The sequence below is a fragment of the Rhizobium sp. BK289 genome (assembly GCF_014193575.1).
Lineage (GTDB): Bacteria > Pseudomonadota > Alphaproteobacteria > Rhizobiales > Rhizobiaceae > Rhizobium > Rhizobium tropici_C.
The window spans coordinates 25,503-40,091 of the sequence record NZ_JACHZO010000009.1 but is presented as its reverse complement, the minus strand read 5'-3'; the positions used below and the strand labels follow the sequence as shown (position 1 = coordinate 40,091).

The window sequence follows — 14,589 nt, the reverse complement described above, 5'->3', positions numbered from 1 at the left end:
CTTATTCGGCGGTCGGCGCGACATAGCGCGGGAAGACTGGTTTCGGCGCTTCCAGCGGCGTTCCGGCGACGAGTCGGCCCGCCGCGCCGAGCGCCGCGAAATCGCGCTTGTCGGCAGGGATTGCAATGAGATCCAGCAGTTTCGCGGAGGATTCCGGCATGAAGGGCTGCAGCAGAATGCCGATCTGGCGCACGACATCGGCCGTGACATAAAGCACGGTCGCCATGCGGGCCGGGTCGGTCTTCTTCAGCGCCCAGGGCTCCTGGCTCGCGAAATAGCGGTCGGTTTCGGAAACCACTGCGATGATGGAAGCGAGAGCGCGATGAATGAGCTGCTTGCCCATATCTTCGCGAGTCGAGGCAAGCAGGGCATCTGCCTGATCGAGAAGCGCCTTGTCCTCGTCGGTCAGCGGACCGCATTCCGGAATCTGACCGTCGCAGTTCTTGACGATCATCGACAGGGAGCGGCTTGCAAGATTGCCGATGCCATTGGCGAGATCGGAATTGATGCGCGTGCCGATCGCCTCCTCGCTATAGCTGCCGTCCTGGCCGAAGGAGACTTCGCGCAGGAAGAAGTAGCGCACCTGGTCAAGGCCGAAATGGTTCACGAGATTGACCGGATCGACGACGTTGCCGAGCGATTTCGACATCTTCTCGCCCTTGTTGAGCAAGAAGCCGTGGGCATAGACGCGCTTCGGCAGCGGCAGCTTTGCCGACATCAGGAAGGCCGGCCAATAGACCGCGTGGAAGCGTATGATGTCCTTGCCGATGATATGAAGATCGGCAGGCCAGTATTTCGCACGGGGATTGTTGCGGTCTTCGATATAGCCGGTCGCCGTGATGTAGTTCGTCAGCGCATCGACCCAGACATACATGACGTGCGAGGGGTCGTTCGGCACCTTGATGCCCCAGTCGAAGGTGGTGCGCGAGATCGACAGATCCTTGAGGCCGGATTTCACGAAGGAAATGACTTCGTTGCGGCGTTCGGCCGGGCCGATGAAATCCGGGTTCTCTTCGTAAAGCTTCAGCAGGCGGTCCTGGTATTCGGAGAGCTTGAAGAAATAGCTTTCCTCCTGCACCCATTCGACCGGCGTGCCCTGAGGCCCGTAACGCACGCCGTCGGCGCGCAGCTCCGTTTCGTTTTCCTGGTAGTAGGCTTCGTCGCGCACCGAGTACCAGCCGGCATAGGAATCCTTGTAGATGTCGCCGGCATCGGCCATCAGGTTCCATATGTTCTGCGATGTCTCGTGGTGGCGCGGCTGCGTCGTGCGGATGAAGTCGTCGTTCGACGCGTTCAGCAGCTTGCCCATCGCCTGGAATTCGTCGGAATTGCGGTTGGCGAGCTGCTGCGGTTCCATGCCCTCGGCCCGCGCCGTCTGCTGCATCTTCTGGCCATGTTCGTCCGTACCCGTCAGAAAGAAGACGTCGCGGCCGTCGAGGCGCTGGAAGCGCGCCAGCGCGTCGGTGGCGATCAGCTCATAGGCATGGCCGATATGCGGCTTGCCGTTGGGATAAGCGATCGCGGTGGTGATGTAGAACGGAGTTTTTTCGGTCATGTCGGGCAGTGGTCCGCTTTTACTGTTGCGTCTCTGTTATTCTTGGCTCCGCTCGCTTTAGCGCATGTTTGCCGGGAGCGAAACACCAAGTTTCGCGCCCGCAGCATTCGGAAGTTGGGGATGGCGCCTTGCTTGACTTGGCCCCGCCTCGCCTTTACCCCTTCGCAAGACTGGAACGCAGGACTGAGACGGCCGTGAATTTCATTGCTTTATGTATTGGTCTGCCCAACTGCTTCAAGGGCTTGTGAATTTGAGTTTGATCGGTTCCTTTCAGCCGCTTTATTCCTTTTCCGGCTTTTTCGTCGGCATGCTGGTCGGCATAACCGGCGTCGGTGGCGGCTCTTTGATGACGCCCCTCCTCGTCCTGCTTTTCGGCGTGCACCCGGCGACGGCCGTCGGCACCGACCTCCTTTATGCCGCAATCACCAAGACAGCGGGAACGGCCGTGCACGGCATGCATGGGCGGGTCAATTGGAAGGTCGTGAGCCTTCTGGCGTCAGGCAGCGTGCCGGCGGCGCTCGCCATGCTCTGGATCATGGCCGGCGTCAATCGCGAGAGCCCCGCCGTTGCTCATGCCATCACCCTGTCCCTGGGATGTCTCCTGCTTTTGACGGCGCTGATGCTGATCTTCCGTGGCCAGATTCTTCAGGCCATCCGCAAATGGCGCGGCGAACGCGGTACCATATCGCCACGCAACATCGCCCTGCTGACGGTCATCCTCGGCCTCATGCTCGGCACTCTCGTCACCATGACATCGGTCGGCGCCGGCGCGCTCGGTGTCACCGTCCTGCTGGTGCTTTATCCGCAGACGGACGTGCGCGAAATCGTTGGCTCGGATATCGTCCATGCCGTGCCGCTGACCCTGATCGGCGGCATGGGCTATTGGTTCATCGGCGAGATCAACTGGACGATGCTGTTCGCCCTGCTGGTGGGCTCGATCCCGGGCATCGTTGCCGGCAGCCTGCTGGCGCCGCGCCTGCACGAGCGGTCCGTCCGCATCATCCTTGCCGTTACACTGGCTATCGTCGCCTGCAAGCTACTCTTTCCCTGATACGATTCAGAGGAGGCTCCGTGGTGGCTGCCGTTGGGAATTGTGGCCTGTCTATGCCGAAAGCTGTTGCTTGAGCTCGCCGAGGATGGCGATGAGCGTTTGCTTGCGATCGAGATTATAGGCTTGCGACACGTTCAGCCGCTCGGTGGTCTCGGAATGCAGGCGGGCCAGTCTTTCGGCGGCGGCAACGGAACCGTGGAGCGCGGCGGCGCGGGCGCGATCGATGATGTCGTCGCCGATATGAGCGACGAAGAAACCGAAGATCGTGTCGCTATCCTTGGCCGAAAGCGCATCGGCGAGGCGGTGCATCGCCTTGCGGGCCGCGGGTCCATCCGCCGAAAGCACCTGCCTGTAAGCCTCGATGATGTCACCGCCGCCGTAATTCAGGAGCTTGAGCGCCTCGCTGACGCTGCCCTTGGCTGCGGAGAGCAATTCGCTCCCCTGCCCGGCCGGCACGCCCAGATTTTCGAGCGCCATACGCAAGGCATCATCGGGAAGCGGCGCGAGCTTCAAGGGCAGGCAACGTGAGCGGATCGTCGGCAGAAGCCGACCCGGTGCATGCGAAAGCACGAGGAACAAAGCGCGCTTCGGCGGTTCCTCGAGGATCTTCAGAATGGCGTTGGCCGCACTGCGGTTGAGATCGTCTGCGGGGTCGATGACGACGATCCGCCAATTGCCGGTGCCGGAGGTCTGCGAAAAGAATTTTCCGGCGCGGCGCACCTCGTCCACGGTGATTGCGGACTTCACCTTGCCGGTCTTGTCGTCGACCGGCCGGCTTAGATGCAGCAGATTGTGGGAGGCGCCAGCGGAAATCTGGCGGCTGACGGCGGATGCCGGGTCGGGATCGCCGATCGTCTCGGGTGCGGATGCGGGATCGGGATGGGAGAGGACATGATTGGCGAAACGAAAGGCAAGGGTTGCCTTACCAATGCCTTCAGGCCCCTCGATCAGCATGGCGTGATGCCCCTTGCCGGAGCGATAGGATTGGGCGAGGAAGGCTTCCGCCTCCTCATGGCCGAAGAGCCTCGTATTGTCTTGAGGAGGAATGGCGCCGTCGAGGACGCCCGGCCGGTCGTCACTCATTGTGCCGCTTCCGATCCCGAGGCGATATTGGCGGCGCCAAGTCGCTTGTCCACGATCCCGGCTATTTCCGCCGCGATATCGTCTTCGGACCGCTGTGCGTCGATGACGTGGCAGCGATCGGGTTCGCGAGCGGCGATATCGAGAAAGGCCTCGCGGCGTTTCTCATGGGTCTGCATCTCTTCCTTCTCGAATCGATCGGGCGCGGCGACGCCCGAGGCCCGCTTGCGTGCACGCTCCAGGCCCATTTCGGCCGGAATATCGAGAATCAGCGTGCAGTCCGGCACGACACCATTGACGGCGACCCTTTGCAGGGCCTCGATATAGTCGGGCTCGAGATTGCCCGTCACGCCCTGATAGACGCGTGAGGAATCCATGAAGCGATCGCAAAGGACGATGGTGCCGCGCGAAAGCGCGGGGCGAATGACTTCCTCGACATGATCGTTGCGCGCGGCGGCAAAGAGAATGGCCTCCATGCGCGTGCCGAACATTTCCGCAGCACCTGAAAGCAGGACGTGCCGCACAGCCTCGGCCCCCGGTGACCCACCAGGTTCGCGCGTCACCAGAACCTCATGGCCACGCTCGCGCAACCGTTCAGCCAGCCGGCGGATCTGGGTGGATTTGCCGGCCCCTTCCCCGCCTTCGAAGCTTACGAATAATCCGTTTGCATCAGCCAATGATCATGTCCTGCACTTTTCGCGTGCCATCCGTCTGGCATGCGATACGCACCCTGTTTAACCCAAGACATGCCTCGGTGGAACCATGCATGTCTCGATGTGCGTGACTCTATATGGGGTGTGAACAGAGATTTCGCGAGCCGTACGGCCCTCTCAACTCGGCAAAGGCTTGTCCCACAGCCAGGAGAACAGCAGCGACTCGGTCAACTCCATCAGAGCATCGAATGCGCGGCGGCCCAATGTGCCCTGCCCGACCGATTCCTTCGTGTAAAGCGGCAGCTCTCGTAACAGACGTGCGCCCAGGAAGACGCGGAGAGTTCCCGCTTCGTAATCCGCAGCAACCGGCGCCGTCAGCGGCCAGCGATAGACGATGCGGGCGGATAGCCGATCCGGCGTGTCCACAGGGACGTAGACGTCGACTGGTATCTTAGCCCGCAGGCCGACGGTCGATGCGGCGCCGCCATAGACGCTGGCATCGCCGATCACCTCGCCATCGGCAAAGATGCGCTGGCTCTTGAAGTTGCTGAGGCCCCATTCAAGCACGCGTCGCGTCTCCTCAATGCGTTCCTTGTCGCTCTTCAGTCCGCCAAGCGCCAGAAACAGCCGGCGACCATCGCGCTGAATGGAGGCGACGATCGAAAAACCCTCGCCTTCGGCAAAACCGAGCCCCAGGCCATCCACGCCGATATTGAGCAGAAGCATCGGGTTCTTGTTGCGCTGATAGATCTTGTTCCAGGTGAAGTCGGCCTGGCCGAAATACTTATAGAGGTCCGGGTACTTCTGTTGCAGATCCTGTGCCAGCAGAACCATCTCGCGCGCGGAGACCTTGCCGCCGCCATTGGGATCGTTGGCATCGGGAAGTCCGGTGGAATTGGTGAAGGTCGCCCGCGGCATGCCGATCTCGCGCGCCCGTGCCGTCATGCGCCGGGCGAATTCGCGCTCGCTGACGGACATGCCTTCCGCTAGAACGATGCAGGCGTCATTCGCCTGCTGCACGGCAATACCCTGGATCAGATCGCCGACGCGGATGCGCGATTTCAGGGCTGCGAACATCGTCGACGCACGCGAGGGAGCGCCGCCCGTCCGCCAGGCATTTTCCGAGACGGGATATTCCGTATCGAGGCTGATCTGCCCTCGCCCGATCGCGTCGAAAACGACATCCAGCGTCATCAGTTTCGCAAGTGACGCCGGCGAAATCAGCTGGTCCTCGTTCTTGGCAAGCAGGATGGTGCCGGTCGAGGCTTCGATCATGAATGCCTGCGCGGCTTTCGTATCGAAAGTACCGGGTGCCGCCTGCGCAAAGGCGGGGGCGTTGCCGAGCCCGAGGACAAAAAGGAACAAAAGAATCAAACTCTTTGGCATATCGTCCCCTTCATCCGATTACCGGCACGATTATTTTAGTGACGGGTTGAGATTCAGGCAATGATACCGATCAGTCCGCCTGCGTCGTACCCTGATGCTGGCGGCGATAGGACGAAAGGATCGATTCCTGCGTCAGCCCGTCATTGCGAACCATGACGGCATCGAAGGCGAGGTTCACATACGCGGTCTTGACGGGAGCCTCCTGGTAGGCGGCAACGGTCGAGCCCAGGGTTCCATCCGTCAGGCTCGCAAGGCGCCGCGGGAAGTCCGGCCGCTCGTAGGGGATCGGGCCAATTCTCGGCAGAACGACCATGGACGGCTCCGCCGGCTCTGCGGCCGGCATGGCGCCGCCATTCCATTCCATCGGGGGCAGATTGTTGCGCTTGCTGCCATCGTAACCGGCGTCGGGCGTAGAACCGGCGAAAGCCGTCGTCGCATAAGGCGACTGGCGCGGAATGGGAGCGATCGCCGGCGCGGCCTCATAGCTGCGCTGCTGGCGGCTAGCGCGGAAGGGAGTATCCGTTTCGGGCAACTGATCCGCCGTCATGCGGCCGGCGGAAGCAACCATCACACCGGTTGCGATCTGGCCGCCAGGATTGATACTGGGCAGGCGCGAACCCTTCGGAATGTAGGAGGCCATCAGATAAGGCTCGTCATGACCGTCCATGCGGGCGCGGCCGACATATTGCACGCGCACGTCGCCGGTGCCGCTGTGCTGCAGGTCGAGCATCTGCGCGGTCTTGTTGGAAAGGTCGATGATGCGGCCGGGATGGTATGGGCCGCGATCGTTGACACGCACGATGATGGAGGAACCGTTTTCGATATTGGTAACGCGGGCGTAGCTCGGCAGCGGGAAGGTCGGATGCGCCGCGGTCAATGCCTGCTGATCGTAGACTTCGCCATTGGCCGTCAGGCGGCCGTGGAAGGCCGAGCCGTACCAGGAAGCGATACCGACCTTGCTGTAGCTGTAATCTTCCTTGGGGTAATACCACTTACCCTTCACCTGGTAAGGATTTCCGACCATGAAGCGGCCGCCACCCTTCGGCACGGGGCCGTTATTGACGACGCGAGGGCTCGCCTTCACGCCATATTCCTTCTCGGAGAAATATTCCTTGCCGTGCTTGCGCGTCGAAGCAACCTTCTGAGACGTTCCGCACGCCGTGATGGTTGCGCACATCAGGGAAAGAGCAAACCAACGCATACCCGCTGCGCATGTCACCGCACGATTTTCTGATGTCATCTGTCCCAAGCCGCTACTCATTACTCTGACGGAGGTCTGATACCGGTACATCCCTCATTCCGGTATCCTGCTACGCTCCAATCACCTAACGGTGCTTTAATCATGATTGCAGTTTGGCGTTTTTGCGATGCAAATTGAGCTCACTGAAGAAATTCTGAAAGTCATGGTTAATGCATGGTAAAGCGGCGTCGGCTTGAAGTAGTGACGGCAACAATACGCACGCTGAGACACAGGCTCGTCCGCAGATCGTCATCAGCCGTCCAGCTCTGTGACAAACGAGAGCGAGTCGCCACTGGACTCGGGATTTTTTGGATAAATTCGAACAGTGCTTTCAGGCACTTGTATCAAGGCGCATCAGTATCTCGTCGTGATAGACTTCGCCGACCTTCTACGCTTCGGTGTCGACCGCTTTCGTATCTCTCTCTTCGCGCCGTCAATCGTCAATGCGGCAAAGCCTTGATAACGTGCTGCAGCTTGTCCGGATTGCGGGTGCAATAGATGGCGACGACCTTTTCCTGCTCGATCTGCAGCGCGGTCGTCTGCGCGACATTGCCGCCCTCTATCGTCACGAAACCCGGCAGGCCGTCGATGGCGGCATAATGGACCAGCTGGGAGGGCTGCGCGCGGAAAATTCGTGCCAGCTGCTCATGAAGGAGCATGACGGCGGAAAGCCCGACATGCGGCCGCAGCGAGGTCGGTACCTTGCCGCCGCCATCGGCATAGACAACGACATCTTCGGAAAGCAGAGCGCGAAGAGCGGCCATGTCTCCCGTTCTCGACGCCGTGAAGAAGGCGGTGGCGAATTTGAGCCCCTGCTCTTTGCCGATGGCAAAGCGCGGCCGCGCTTCGGTGACATGCGCCCTCGCCCGGCTGGCAAGCTTGCGGCAGGCAGCAGCCTCGCGACCGATCGCGAGCGCAACATCGTCGAAATCCATGCCGAACACGTCATGCAGGAGAAAGGCTGCACGCTCCAGCGGCGACAGGCGCTCCAGCGCCAGCATCAACGGCAGCGTGATGTCGTCGGCCGCATCGCCATCGTCCGGATCGAAGATCGGCTCGGGCAGCCAGGAGCCCACATAGGTCTCCCGGCGACGGCGTGCCGATTTCAGCTCGTTCAGGCAAAGCCGGGTGACGATAGTCCGCAGAAACGCGGCAGGCGTGCGAATCGTGGCACGATCGGCCGCCAGCCAGCGCAGCCAGGTATCCTGCACGACGTCTTCGGCATCCGCGACCGACCCGAGCATCCTGTAGGCGAGCCTGACGAGGCGCGGGCGCAGCTCGGAAAAGATCGGGTCGGACGGCATTTCACACATGGACCGCAAGTTCATGTGCGAACGGATTGACGTCGCGACCGCAGACGAACTGCAGCGTCGTCAGCGCCACCCGTCGCCCAAGATGGCGGGCGGTGGCGAGATCGGAAGCAGGCGGTGCGGTCTCCGGCCCTTCATCCGTATTCGCCTGCGCCGCCGCGCCAAGCCAGAAGCCGAGGCGGTTCAGATCCTCTTCCGAGCCCGTTGAAGAACAATTTGCCGGAGGAAGATCGAGGCCGACCCAATGCATTCCGTGCTGGGCTGCGAAAATCACCATCTGCATCAGCGTCGAAAGCTTGTCACCGGATCGTGACCCCGAAGTGGTGAAGCCCGCCGCAATCTTGTCCTTCCACAGATAGCCCCTGGCGAGAACGGCATGCGATGTTGCCTCCTGAAATGCTTTGAACGATGCGGAGACCGAGCCCATATAGGTCGGCGATCCGAAGATGATGGCCTGCGCCGCGTTGAGATCATCCCAGTGGCGCTCCACCTTGTCCACCGTCAACAGCATAGCCTCGACGCCATCCACCTCCTCAACCCCCGCCCTCACGGCTTCCGCCTGACGGCCCGTATGGCCATAGCCGCTGTGATAAACGATTGCGATGCCCTGCCGGATCATTGCCATCTCCTTCGAAATTGGTGTTGCGAAGGACATGACAAGGCATGGGGGAAGGATTGTGACATGCCGGGATTTTACGGGAAGGTGAAAATGGGGGGAGCCTATCGGCTGTATAATCCAGCGATGTCTGGTCTGAGATTGTGAGGGCGGAAAAGGCCGTACGAAGTCGAGTGGGGCCAATCCTGCTGTCTATCGCTGGTCTGGAAGAAAGATCGCGGTTGTCATTCGCCGCATGCTTAGGCGGATTCAAGGCAGCAGGAGCGTCGTCATAGTGCCGCCAAGGGCGGGACGTGGGACCGATCGGCTCCGCCGAAGCATTCCGTTCGTCAGTTCTGCTCGGTTGGCCTGTGTTGTTCTTGCCGCAATACCGTGATGGAGAGCAGCGCGACTATCGAAAGTCCACCCAAGGTCGCCGTGATGCCGAGAGATGACGGTATGCCGATGTTCTCCATCGAGAAGGCAAGCACGAATGGCGCAAGCGCTGAAAGGATCAGGCGCGCTGCCATCATCTTCCCCTGCAGCCTGCCATAGCCCTCACTTCCAAAGAGATGCAGAGGCAGCGTTCCGGTCACGATGCTCAACAGGCCATTGCCCATGCCGAAGATGATTGCGAAGGCCATGGCACCCAGCACGGATGGCGCTGAGAACAGAAGCACAAGGACGCCGCTGGGGATGAGCACTGCTGCGATCATTGCTAGATGGAGCGCGGACAAGTTCTTCCCGAAGACCATGTTGACGAGCCGACTGCTGACCTGCGAGGGGCCAAAAAGCGCTCCAACGAGGGCGGACGTCGCACCGAGTCCAAGACCGGACAGCAATGGGACAAGATGTACCAAAACAGCCGAACTAATGAGCGACATCAAGGAGAAGCCGGTGACCATGACCGCGAAGCCGATACGGCGTCGTGCGGGTGGGAGCATGCCCTCGACAACGGGTGCAGCGGTGGAGGCCTTCACGCGGTTCGAAGCTCCTTCGCGAGACAGCCAAGTGTGAATCGGCATGCAGACGAATAGGTTCAGCGCTGCGAAGACTAGATAGACCTTCTGCCAGCTCAGATGCGCATGGAGCGCGGTTGTGATCGGCCAGAAGATTGTCGAGGCGAACCCGGCGATCAATGTCAGATAGGTAATGCTGCGGGAAGCGACGTGAGGATGGATTTGGACGAGCAACGCGAAGGCGGCGCCATACTGGACCAGATTGGCCGAAACTTCGACAGCAATGAGTGCGGTGACATAGGCCGCCTTGTTAGGCGTGAGGGCACAAACGGTCAGAGCCGCAGCAGCCACGAAGGATCCGATCGTCATCACACGGGCGGCACCGATCCTATCGAATAAGATACCCAGCCATGGGGCAGTCAGCCCGCCGACCAGTAGCGCGACGGACAGTGCGCCGAATACCCATTCGCTGGACCAAGAGAACTGCGCTGCCATGTCCGGTGCAAGGATGCTGAAGGAATAGTAGAGCGTGCCGTAACCGATGATCTGTGTCAGACCGAGCGCAAGCACGGCAAGAACGGGCACTCGCTCAGACAAGGCGCTTCCCATCAGCGTCGAGAATCTTTTCGCCGTCTTCCTTGCTGAACGGTCCTTTATGAGTGTCAGGAAGGATGTCGAGGACGACTTCCGAAGGCCGAGCAAGGCGGGTCCCCAAGGGCGTGATGACGAACGGCCTGTTGATCAGAATCGGATCTTTTATCATCGCATCCAAGAGCTGCGCGCCTGTCAGGTCGGCATTGTCGAGACCCAGCTCCGCATAGGGCGTGCCCTTCTCGCGGATAGCTTCACGGACAGTTAATCCGGCGTCGGCAATCAGTTTCACGAGCTGGGCGCGCGTGGGCGGGTTCTTCAGGTATTCGATAACGGTCGGTTCGATCCCGGCATTGCGGATCATGGCCAGCGTGTTGCGGGACGTGCCGCAATCCGGATTGTGGTAGATGGTGACGTTCATGATGCTGTCTCCACGGTTGGGGTCGGCCGAAGCAGCCAAGTGACCAGAACGAAGGCGCATAGCGCCCCGATGAACTCCGCCGTAACGAATCCCGGAAGATCGGCGGGCCGAATTCCAGAGAAGGTGTTCGTGAAGGCGCGCGCGACCGCGACGGCGGGATTGGCGAATGATGTAGAGGACGTGAACCAATAGGCCGCCGTGATGTACAGGCCGACCAACCAAGGGATTGCCCCTCGATCGAAGCGGATGCCGAGAAGAATGACCGATACGAGCCCAAAAGTGGCAACCCATTCCGCCGACCATTGGCTCTCTCCAGAGCGCTCTTTCAAGGACCATTCGAGGATGGGGTGTGCGAACATCATATGAGCCGCCATCGTACCCGAGACGCCGCCAGCGATCTGAACGATGATGTAGGCAGCTAGGTCGCGCCTAGGCAGCACACGCGACAGGGCGAACACCAGCGACACGGCGGGATTGAAATGCGCTCCCGATATCGGGCCGAGCACCGTGACGAGCACCGCCAGCATCGCGCCCGTCGCCAACGTATTCCCAAGCAGGGCGAGCGCTGTGTCCTGCGTCAGGGAGGATGCCATAATGCCGGAACCGACGACGGTCGCGACCAGCAAGGCGGTTCCGATGGCTTCTGCAGCCAGCCGCCGATGAAGATCGAACTCTTGCATCAGTTCGCCTTCTTCGACATCGACGTCGCCCCGTCCGCGCAACATGCGGCCACGGCTACAGCCGGAGCGCAGATTTCAGGATGTCCGGCGCAGCAGTCTTCCATCAGGAACCGAACAAGTCCCCCAAGAGCATCGTAGGCCGCTGAATAAATGATCGAGCGGGACTCCCGCTGCTGGTTGATGAGACCTGCTCGCTCCAGTTCCTTGAGGTGAAACGAGACGTTCGACGGAGAGACTTCCGCGTTCTCGGCGATCGCGCCTGCGGACATGCCATCGGGTCCGGCGACCACAAGCATTCGGATGATCTGTAGACGCGTCTCCTGCGACAGGGCGCCGAACGACGCCAGGGCTTGACGTTGATCCATATTTCAATAATCCTTGAATTGTTGAAACAAGGATTACCGGAAATGAATGCCATCGACAACAGCAAAATACAGACGGACGACATTAGCCTGGGCGCCCTCGTCTCAATTCTTTCCAGAGCGAAGGATTCTCCTCTGGTGTTCTACTATGACGGACATCCGGTGAAGTCCGGTTATCACGTCACAGAGGTCAAGGCCGGACAGTTCTCGGCTCTCGACTGCGGTGCCAATCCGGAGGCCTGGTCAGAGATATTCATCCAGCTCTGGGACATCGATGAAGCCGATCGCACGCACATGGCTGTGGGCAAGTTCCACTCGATTATCCGAAAGGTGACCGAGCACGTGCAGCTCGACGGATCGGCGAAGCTAACCTTCGAAGTCAGCGACGGCGTGCGACCGATGCAGCTCTACTGCGCATCTTTACCGACACTCCGGGGCGGAGCTGTCCATGTCGAACTCCTGCCGCGCCCGGCGAGCTGCAAGCCACGTGACCGCTGGTTGGTCGAGAACGCAAAGGGGGGCGCTGCCTGCTGCGGACTAACCGCCTCCCAAAGCGGTTGCTGCGCCTAGTCTCGAAAACGAAGAAAAAGGACATGGGAGGGGCGGATTCTGCCGCCTCTTATCAAGCTGCCCGCTGCAACCGAATCGGGCGCTCCTGCAACACGTATGCAGTTACGGCATTGTTGCAGCTAGCTGTTGACAATGTTGCAGATCAGCCTCGATCAACACTCACTATGCCAACAAAATTTGCCAAAAATATCAATGACTTATGGCGGAAGAGGTGTCATCCTTCCGCCATCCTATGAAGTCCAATGTGATCCAAATCGCAGCAAAAATCCCCAGAAACTCTGGAATTTTTAGTCTTTACAAGTCCTGTAAAGTCCAGCATGTTCCAACTATGATTTGTACGTAGGAATGTGCGTATGCCAAAAGTGAACAAGCTGACCGATCAAGGAATAAAGGCGCTCACTAAGCCCGGCCTCTACAGCGATGGCCTTGGGCTTTACCTGCAGGTCTCCGCCTTCGGCACAAAATCGTGGCTCTTCCGGTTCATGCGCGACGGCAAGGCGCGGAAAATGGGGCTTGGTGCTGTTCATACTATTAGCCTCAAGGCGGCCCGCCAGAAAGCATTGGAGTGCCGCATCAAGCTTGACGCCGGTTTTGACCCGATTGAGGACCGGAAAGCCACCAGGGCTGCGCTCAGGGCCCAAACGGCGAAGATGATGACGTTCAAGGAGTGTGCTCAGAAGTATATCGAGGCGCATCGGGCGACGTGGAAGAACCCGAAGCATGCCGAACAGTGGCCTTCTACCCTCAAGACTTACGTCTATCCGACGATTGGCGATCTGTCGGTCGATGCGGTTGACGTTGGTCTCGTCCTCAAGATCCTCGAACCCATCTGGCAGGAGAAGCCGGAAACCGCCTCGCGCGTTCGAGGCCGCATTGAAACCATTCTCGATTGGGCTGCCGCGCGCAAGCACCGTCATGGCGATAACCCGGCCCGCTGGCGCGGCCATCTCGATAAGCTCCTGCCGGCACGCGGCAGGGTCGCCAAGGTCAAGCACCACGAAGCCCTCGCCTATCGTGAGATTCAGCCACTTATGGCCGAACTGCAAGCGAACGAAAGCTCGAGCGCTCGTGCCCTTGAGTTCACGATCCTTACCGCCGTTCGAACGAACGAGGCGCTCGGTGCCGTCTGGTCAGAAATCGACAAGGACAATCGCATGTGGACCATACCGGCCGAGCGCATGAAAGGCGGCCGGGAACATCGCGTGCCGCTTAGCGATCGTGCCATTGCCATTCTCGATGCACTTCCCAGGGAGAAGGACGCGGACATTGTCTTCGTCGGCGCATCGAAAGGCAAAGCCCTATCGAACATGGCAATGCTTGAGATGATCCGCGGCCTCCGCCCCGGCAAGGGACTGACGGTCCATGGTTTCCGCAGCACCTTCCGCGACTGGGCAGCAGAGCAGACCGCCTTTCCAAATGAGCTGGTCGAGATGGCGCTAGCTCACGCCGTTAGCGATAAGGTCGAGGCTGCCTATCGTCGCGGAGATATGCTTGATCGTCGTCGTCGCCTAATGAAGGAATGGGCGGAATATTGCTCGATGCCGGCGCGCTCGGCTGACGTCGTCACCATCAGGAGCTCGATCGATGGCTGATTGGATATCACGAACCGAGGCAGCGGCCCGAGTTGAGTTAAGAACCGGTCTTAGGAACGGCTTAGAACTCATTGATGACGCTATTCAAACAGGCGTTCTATTGGCGAAAGCGCCGGAGAAAGAGGTGTCGCTTACTCGATGGGACCCGATCAACATGTACGCTGGCGGCCCAACCTATGTCGATTCTGCGTTGGGTGGGGATAGCTTGATCGCCGTGGATAGCCTCCATAGCTGGATAAACCACCTGCTCGATGCGGACACGGCGACGGCCAAAAATAAGTCAGGAGCGAAACCCAAGTATGATTGGGAGGAGTACGAGCGCGTCTTTCAGCAGAGAGTTGCTGAGATTGGCCTGCCAGACCCGCAGAATGAAAGGGGCTGGCGCTCCAAAGCCGATGTCAGGAGGTATCTGCTGAACCTTGCCGCTAAGGACAACGCGTTTCCTTCTGACGAGCAAGCGAAGAAGTACGCGAACGATTTCCTTCAAAGAGCTGGGTGGAAATAATTGCCACCTATTCCCACCCATTACCACCCGCTTAAATCG

At 59.9% G+C, this 14,589-nt stretch carries 15 protein-coding genes; 4 read left to right on the top strand and 11 right to left on the bottom strand.

The window, feature by feature from the left end; all coding sequences use genetic code 11:
• Window position 1 precedes the first annotated feature (1 nt).
• Complete coding sequence (gene metG / locus FHT84_RS18495) at window positions 2-1,555, bottom strand: methionine--tRNA ligase (protein WP_112340748.1); 1,554 nt, start codon at window positions 1,553-1,555, stop codon at window positions 2-4.
• A 250-nt stretch (window positions 1,556-1,805) separates the two neighbouring features.
• On the opposite strand from metG, the gene FHT84_RS18490 reads away from it, so the two are divergent.
• Window positions 1,806-2,606 (top strand): sulfite exporter TauE/SafE family protein, encoded by an 801-nt coding sequence (locus FHT84_RS18490; RefSeq protein ID WP_113249966.1) that lies wholly within the window; start codon window positions 1,806-1,808, stop codon window positions 2,604-2,606.
• Between the two features lie 51 nt (window positions 2,607-2,657).
• Here the strand turns inward: FHT84_RS18490 and FHT84_RS18485 are convergent, their stop codons facing one another.
• The 10 genes from FHT84_RS18485 to FHT84_RS18440 form a co-directional block, all read right to left on the bottom strand.
• Window positions 2,658-3,689: a DNA polymerase III subunit delta' gene (locus FHT84_RS18485; RefSeq protein ID WP_112340747.1), complete on the bottom strand. Its 1,032-nt coding sequence runs from the start codon at window positions 3,687-3,689 to the stop codon at window positions 2,658-2,660.
• The gene (tmk, locus tag FHT84_RS18480; protein ID WP_112340746.1) at window positions 3,686-4,363 is read right to left on the bottom strand and encodes a dTMP kinase; all 678 of its coding nucleotides are present in this window, start codon (window positions 4,361-4,363) and stop codon (window positions 3,686-3,688) included. Before tmk ends, FHT84_RS18485 begins: the two co-directional genes overlap by 4 nt.
• 153 nt (window positions 4,364-4,516) lie before the next feature.
• Window positions 4,517-5,725, bottom strand: a complete 1,209-nt coding sequence (locus FHT84_RS18475) for a D-alanyl-D-alanine carboxypeptidase family protein (protein WP_112340745.1) — start codon at window positions 5,723-5,725, stop codon at window positions 4,517-4,519.
• 70 nt (window positions 5,726-5,795) lie between these two features.
• Window positions 5,796-6,926, bottom strand: coding sequence for a septal ring lytic transglycosylase RlpA family protein (locus FHT84_RS18470; protein ID WP_245430259.1), 1,131 nt, complete (start codon window positions 6,924-6,926; stop codon window positions 5,796-5,798).
• Between the two features lie 479 nt (window positions 6,927-7,405).
• Window positions 7,406-8,278 carry a sigma-70 family RNA polymerase sigma factor gene (locus FHT84_RS18465; RefSeq protein ID WP_112340743.1) on the bottom strand — a complete coding sequence of 291 codons (873 nt, stop codon included), beginning with the start codon at window positions 8,276-8,278 and terminating at the stop codon, window positions 7,406-7,408.
• On the bottom strand, window positions 8,271-8,894 hold the full coding sequence (locus FHT84_RS18460) for a flavodoxin family protein (protein WP_112340742.1): 624 nt from the start codon (window positions 8,892-8,894) through the stop codon (window positions 8,271-8,273). The genes FHT84_RS18465 and FHT84_RS18460 overlap by 8 nt, the downstream gene beginning before the upstream one ends.
• A gap of 326 nt (window positions 8,895-9,220) precedes the next feature.
• Complete coding sequence (arsK, locus tag FHT84_RS18455; RefSeq protein ID WP_112340741.1) at window positions 9,221-10,438, bottom strand: arsenite efflux MFS transporter ArsK; 1,218 nt, start codon at window positions 10,436-10,438, stop codon at window positions 9,221-9,223.
• Window positions 10,419-10,841: an arsenate reductase (glutaredoxin) gene (gene arsC, locus FHT84_RS18450; RefSeq protein ID WP_112340740.1), complete on the bottom strand. Its 423-nt coding sequence runs from the start codon at window positions 10,839-10,841 to the stop codon at window positions 10,419-10,421. The genes arsK and arsC overlap by 20 nt, the downstream gene beginning before the upstream one ends.
• Window positions 10,838-11,521 (bottom strand): MIP/aquaporin family protein, encoded by a 684-nt coding sequence (locus FHT84_RS18445; protein ID WP_112341050.1) that lies wholly within the window; start codon window positions 11,519-11,521, stop codon window positions 10,838-10,840. The genes arsC and FHT84_RS18445 overlap by 4 nt, the downstream gene beginning before the upstream one ends.
• The gene (locus tag FHT84_RS18440; protein WP_112340739.1) at window positions 11,521-11,886 is read right to left on the bottom strand and encodes a metalloregulator ArsR/SmtB family transcription factor; all 366 of its coding nucleotides are present in this window, start codon (window positions 11,884-11,886) and stop codon (window positions 11,521-11,523) included. Before FHT84_RS18440 ends, FHT84_RS18445 begins: the two co-directional genes overlap by 1 nt.
• Window positions 11,887-11,928: 42 nt before the next feature.
• Between FHT84_RS18440 and FHT84_RS18435 the strand changes: the two genes are divergently transcribed.
• The 3 genes from FHT84_RS18435 to FHT84_RS18425 all read left to right on the top strand — a co-directional run bounded on the left by FHT84_RS18435 (window position 11,929) and on the right by FHT84_RS18425 (window position 14,550).
• The gene (locus tag FHT84_RS18435) at window positions 11,929-12,453 is read left to right on the top strand and encodes a DUF6428 family protein (RefSeq protein ID WP_112340738.1); all 525 of its coding nucleotides are present in this window, start codon (window positions 11,929-11,931) and stop codon (window positions 12,451-12,453) included.
• Between the two features lie 353 nt (window positions 12,454-12,806).
• Window positions 12,807-14,045: a site-specific integrase gene (locus tag FHT84_RS18430; RefSeq protein ID WP_183763378.1), complete on the top strand. Its 1,239-nt coding sequence runs from the start codon at window positions 12,807-12,809 to the stop codon at window positions 14,043-14,045.
• Window positions 14,038-14,550: a hypothetical protein gene (locus tag FHT84_RS18425; protein ID WP_183763375.1), complete on the top strand. Its 513-nt coding sequence runs from the start codon at window positions 14,038-14,040 to the stop codon at window positions 14,548-14,550. Before FHT84_RS18430 ends, FHT84_RS18425 begins: the two co-directional genes overlap by 8 nt.
• Window positions 14,551-14,589 lie beyond the last annotated feature (39 nt).

What these genes read in the sequence shown, in the direction of transcription:
- arsC (WP_112340740.1), bottom strand. Translation starts at nt 10,841, where the DNA reads ATGAACGTCACCATCTACCACAATCCGGATTGCGGCACGTCCCGCAAC.
- FHT84_RS18435 (WP_112340738.1), top strand. Translation starts at nt 11,929, where the DNA reads ATGAATGCCATCGACAACAGCAAAATACAGACGGACGACATTAGCCTG.
- FHT84_RS18425 (WP_183763375.1), top strand. Translation starts at nt 14,038, where the DNA reads ATGGCTGATTGGATATCACGAACCGAGGCAGCGGCCCGAGTTGAGTTA.
- FHT84_RS18440 (WP_112340739.1), bottom strand. Translation starts at nt 11,886, where the DNA reads ATGGATCAACGTCAAGCCCTGGCGTCGTTCGGCGCCCTGTCGCAGGAG.
- FHT84_RS18465 (WP_112340743.1), bottom strand. Translation starts at nt 8,278, where the DNA reads ATGTGTGAAATGCCGTCCGACCCGATCTTTTCCGAGCTGCGCCCGCGC.
- FHT84_RS18470 (WP_245430259.1), bottom strand. Translation starts at nt 6,926, where the DNA reads ATGCGTTGGTTTGCTCTTTCCCTGATGTGCGCAACCATCACGGCGTGC.
- FHT84_RS18475 (WP_112340745.1), bottom strand. Translation starts at nt 5,725, where the DNA reads ATGCCAAAGAGTTTGATTCTTTTGTTCCTTTTTGTCCTCGGGCTCGGC.
- arsK (WP_112340741.1), bottom strand. Translation starts at nt 10,438, where the DNA reads ATGGGAAGCGCCTTGTCTGAGCGAGTGCCCGTTCTTGCCGTGCTTGCG.
- FHT84_RS18430 (WP_183763378.1), top strand. Translation starts at nt 12,807, where the DNA reads ATGCCAAAAGTGAACAAGCTGACCGATCAAGGAATAAAGGCGCTCACT.
- FHT84_RS18460 (WP_112340742.1), bottom strand. Translation starts at nt 8,894, where the DNA reads ATGATCCGGCAGGGCATCGCAATCGTTTATCACAGCGGCTATGGCCAT.
- FHT84_RS18485 (WP_112340747.1), bottom strand. Translation starts at nt 3,689, where the DNA reads ATGAGTGACGACCGGCCGGGCGTCCTCGACGGCGCCATTCCTCCTCAA.
- metG (WP_112340748.1), bottom strand. Translation starts at nt 1,555, where the DNA reads ATGACCGAAAAAACTCCGTTCTACATCACCACCGCGATCGCTTATCCC.
- FHT84_RS18445 (WP_112341050.1), bottom strand. Translation starts at nt 11,521, where the DNA reads ATGCAAGAGTTCGATCTTCATCGGCGGCTGGCTGCAGAAGCCATCGGA.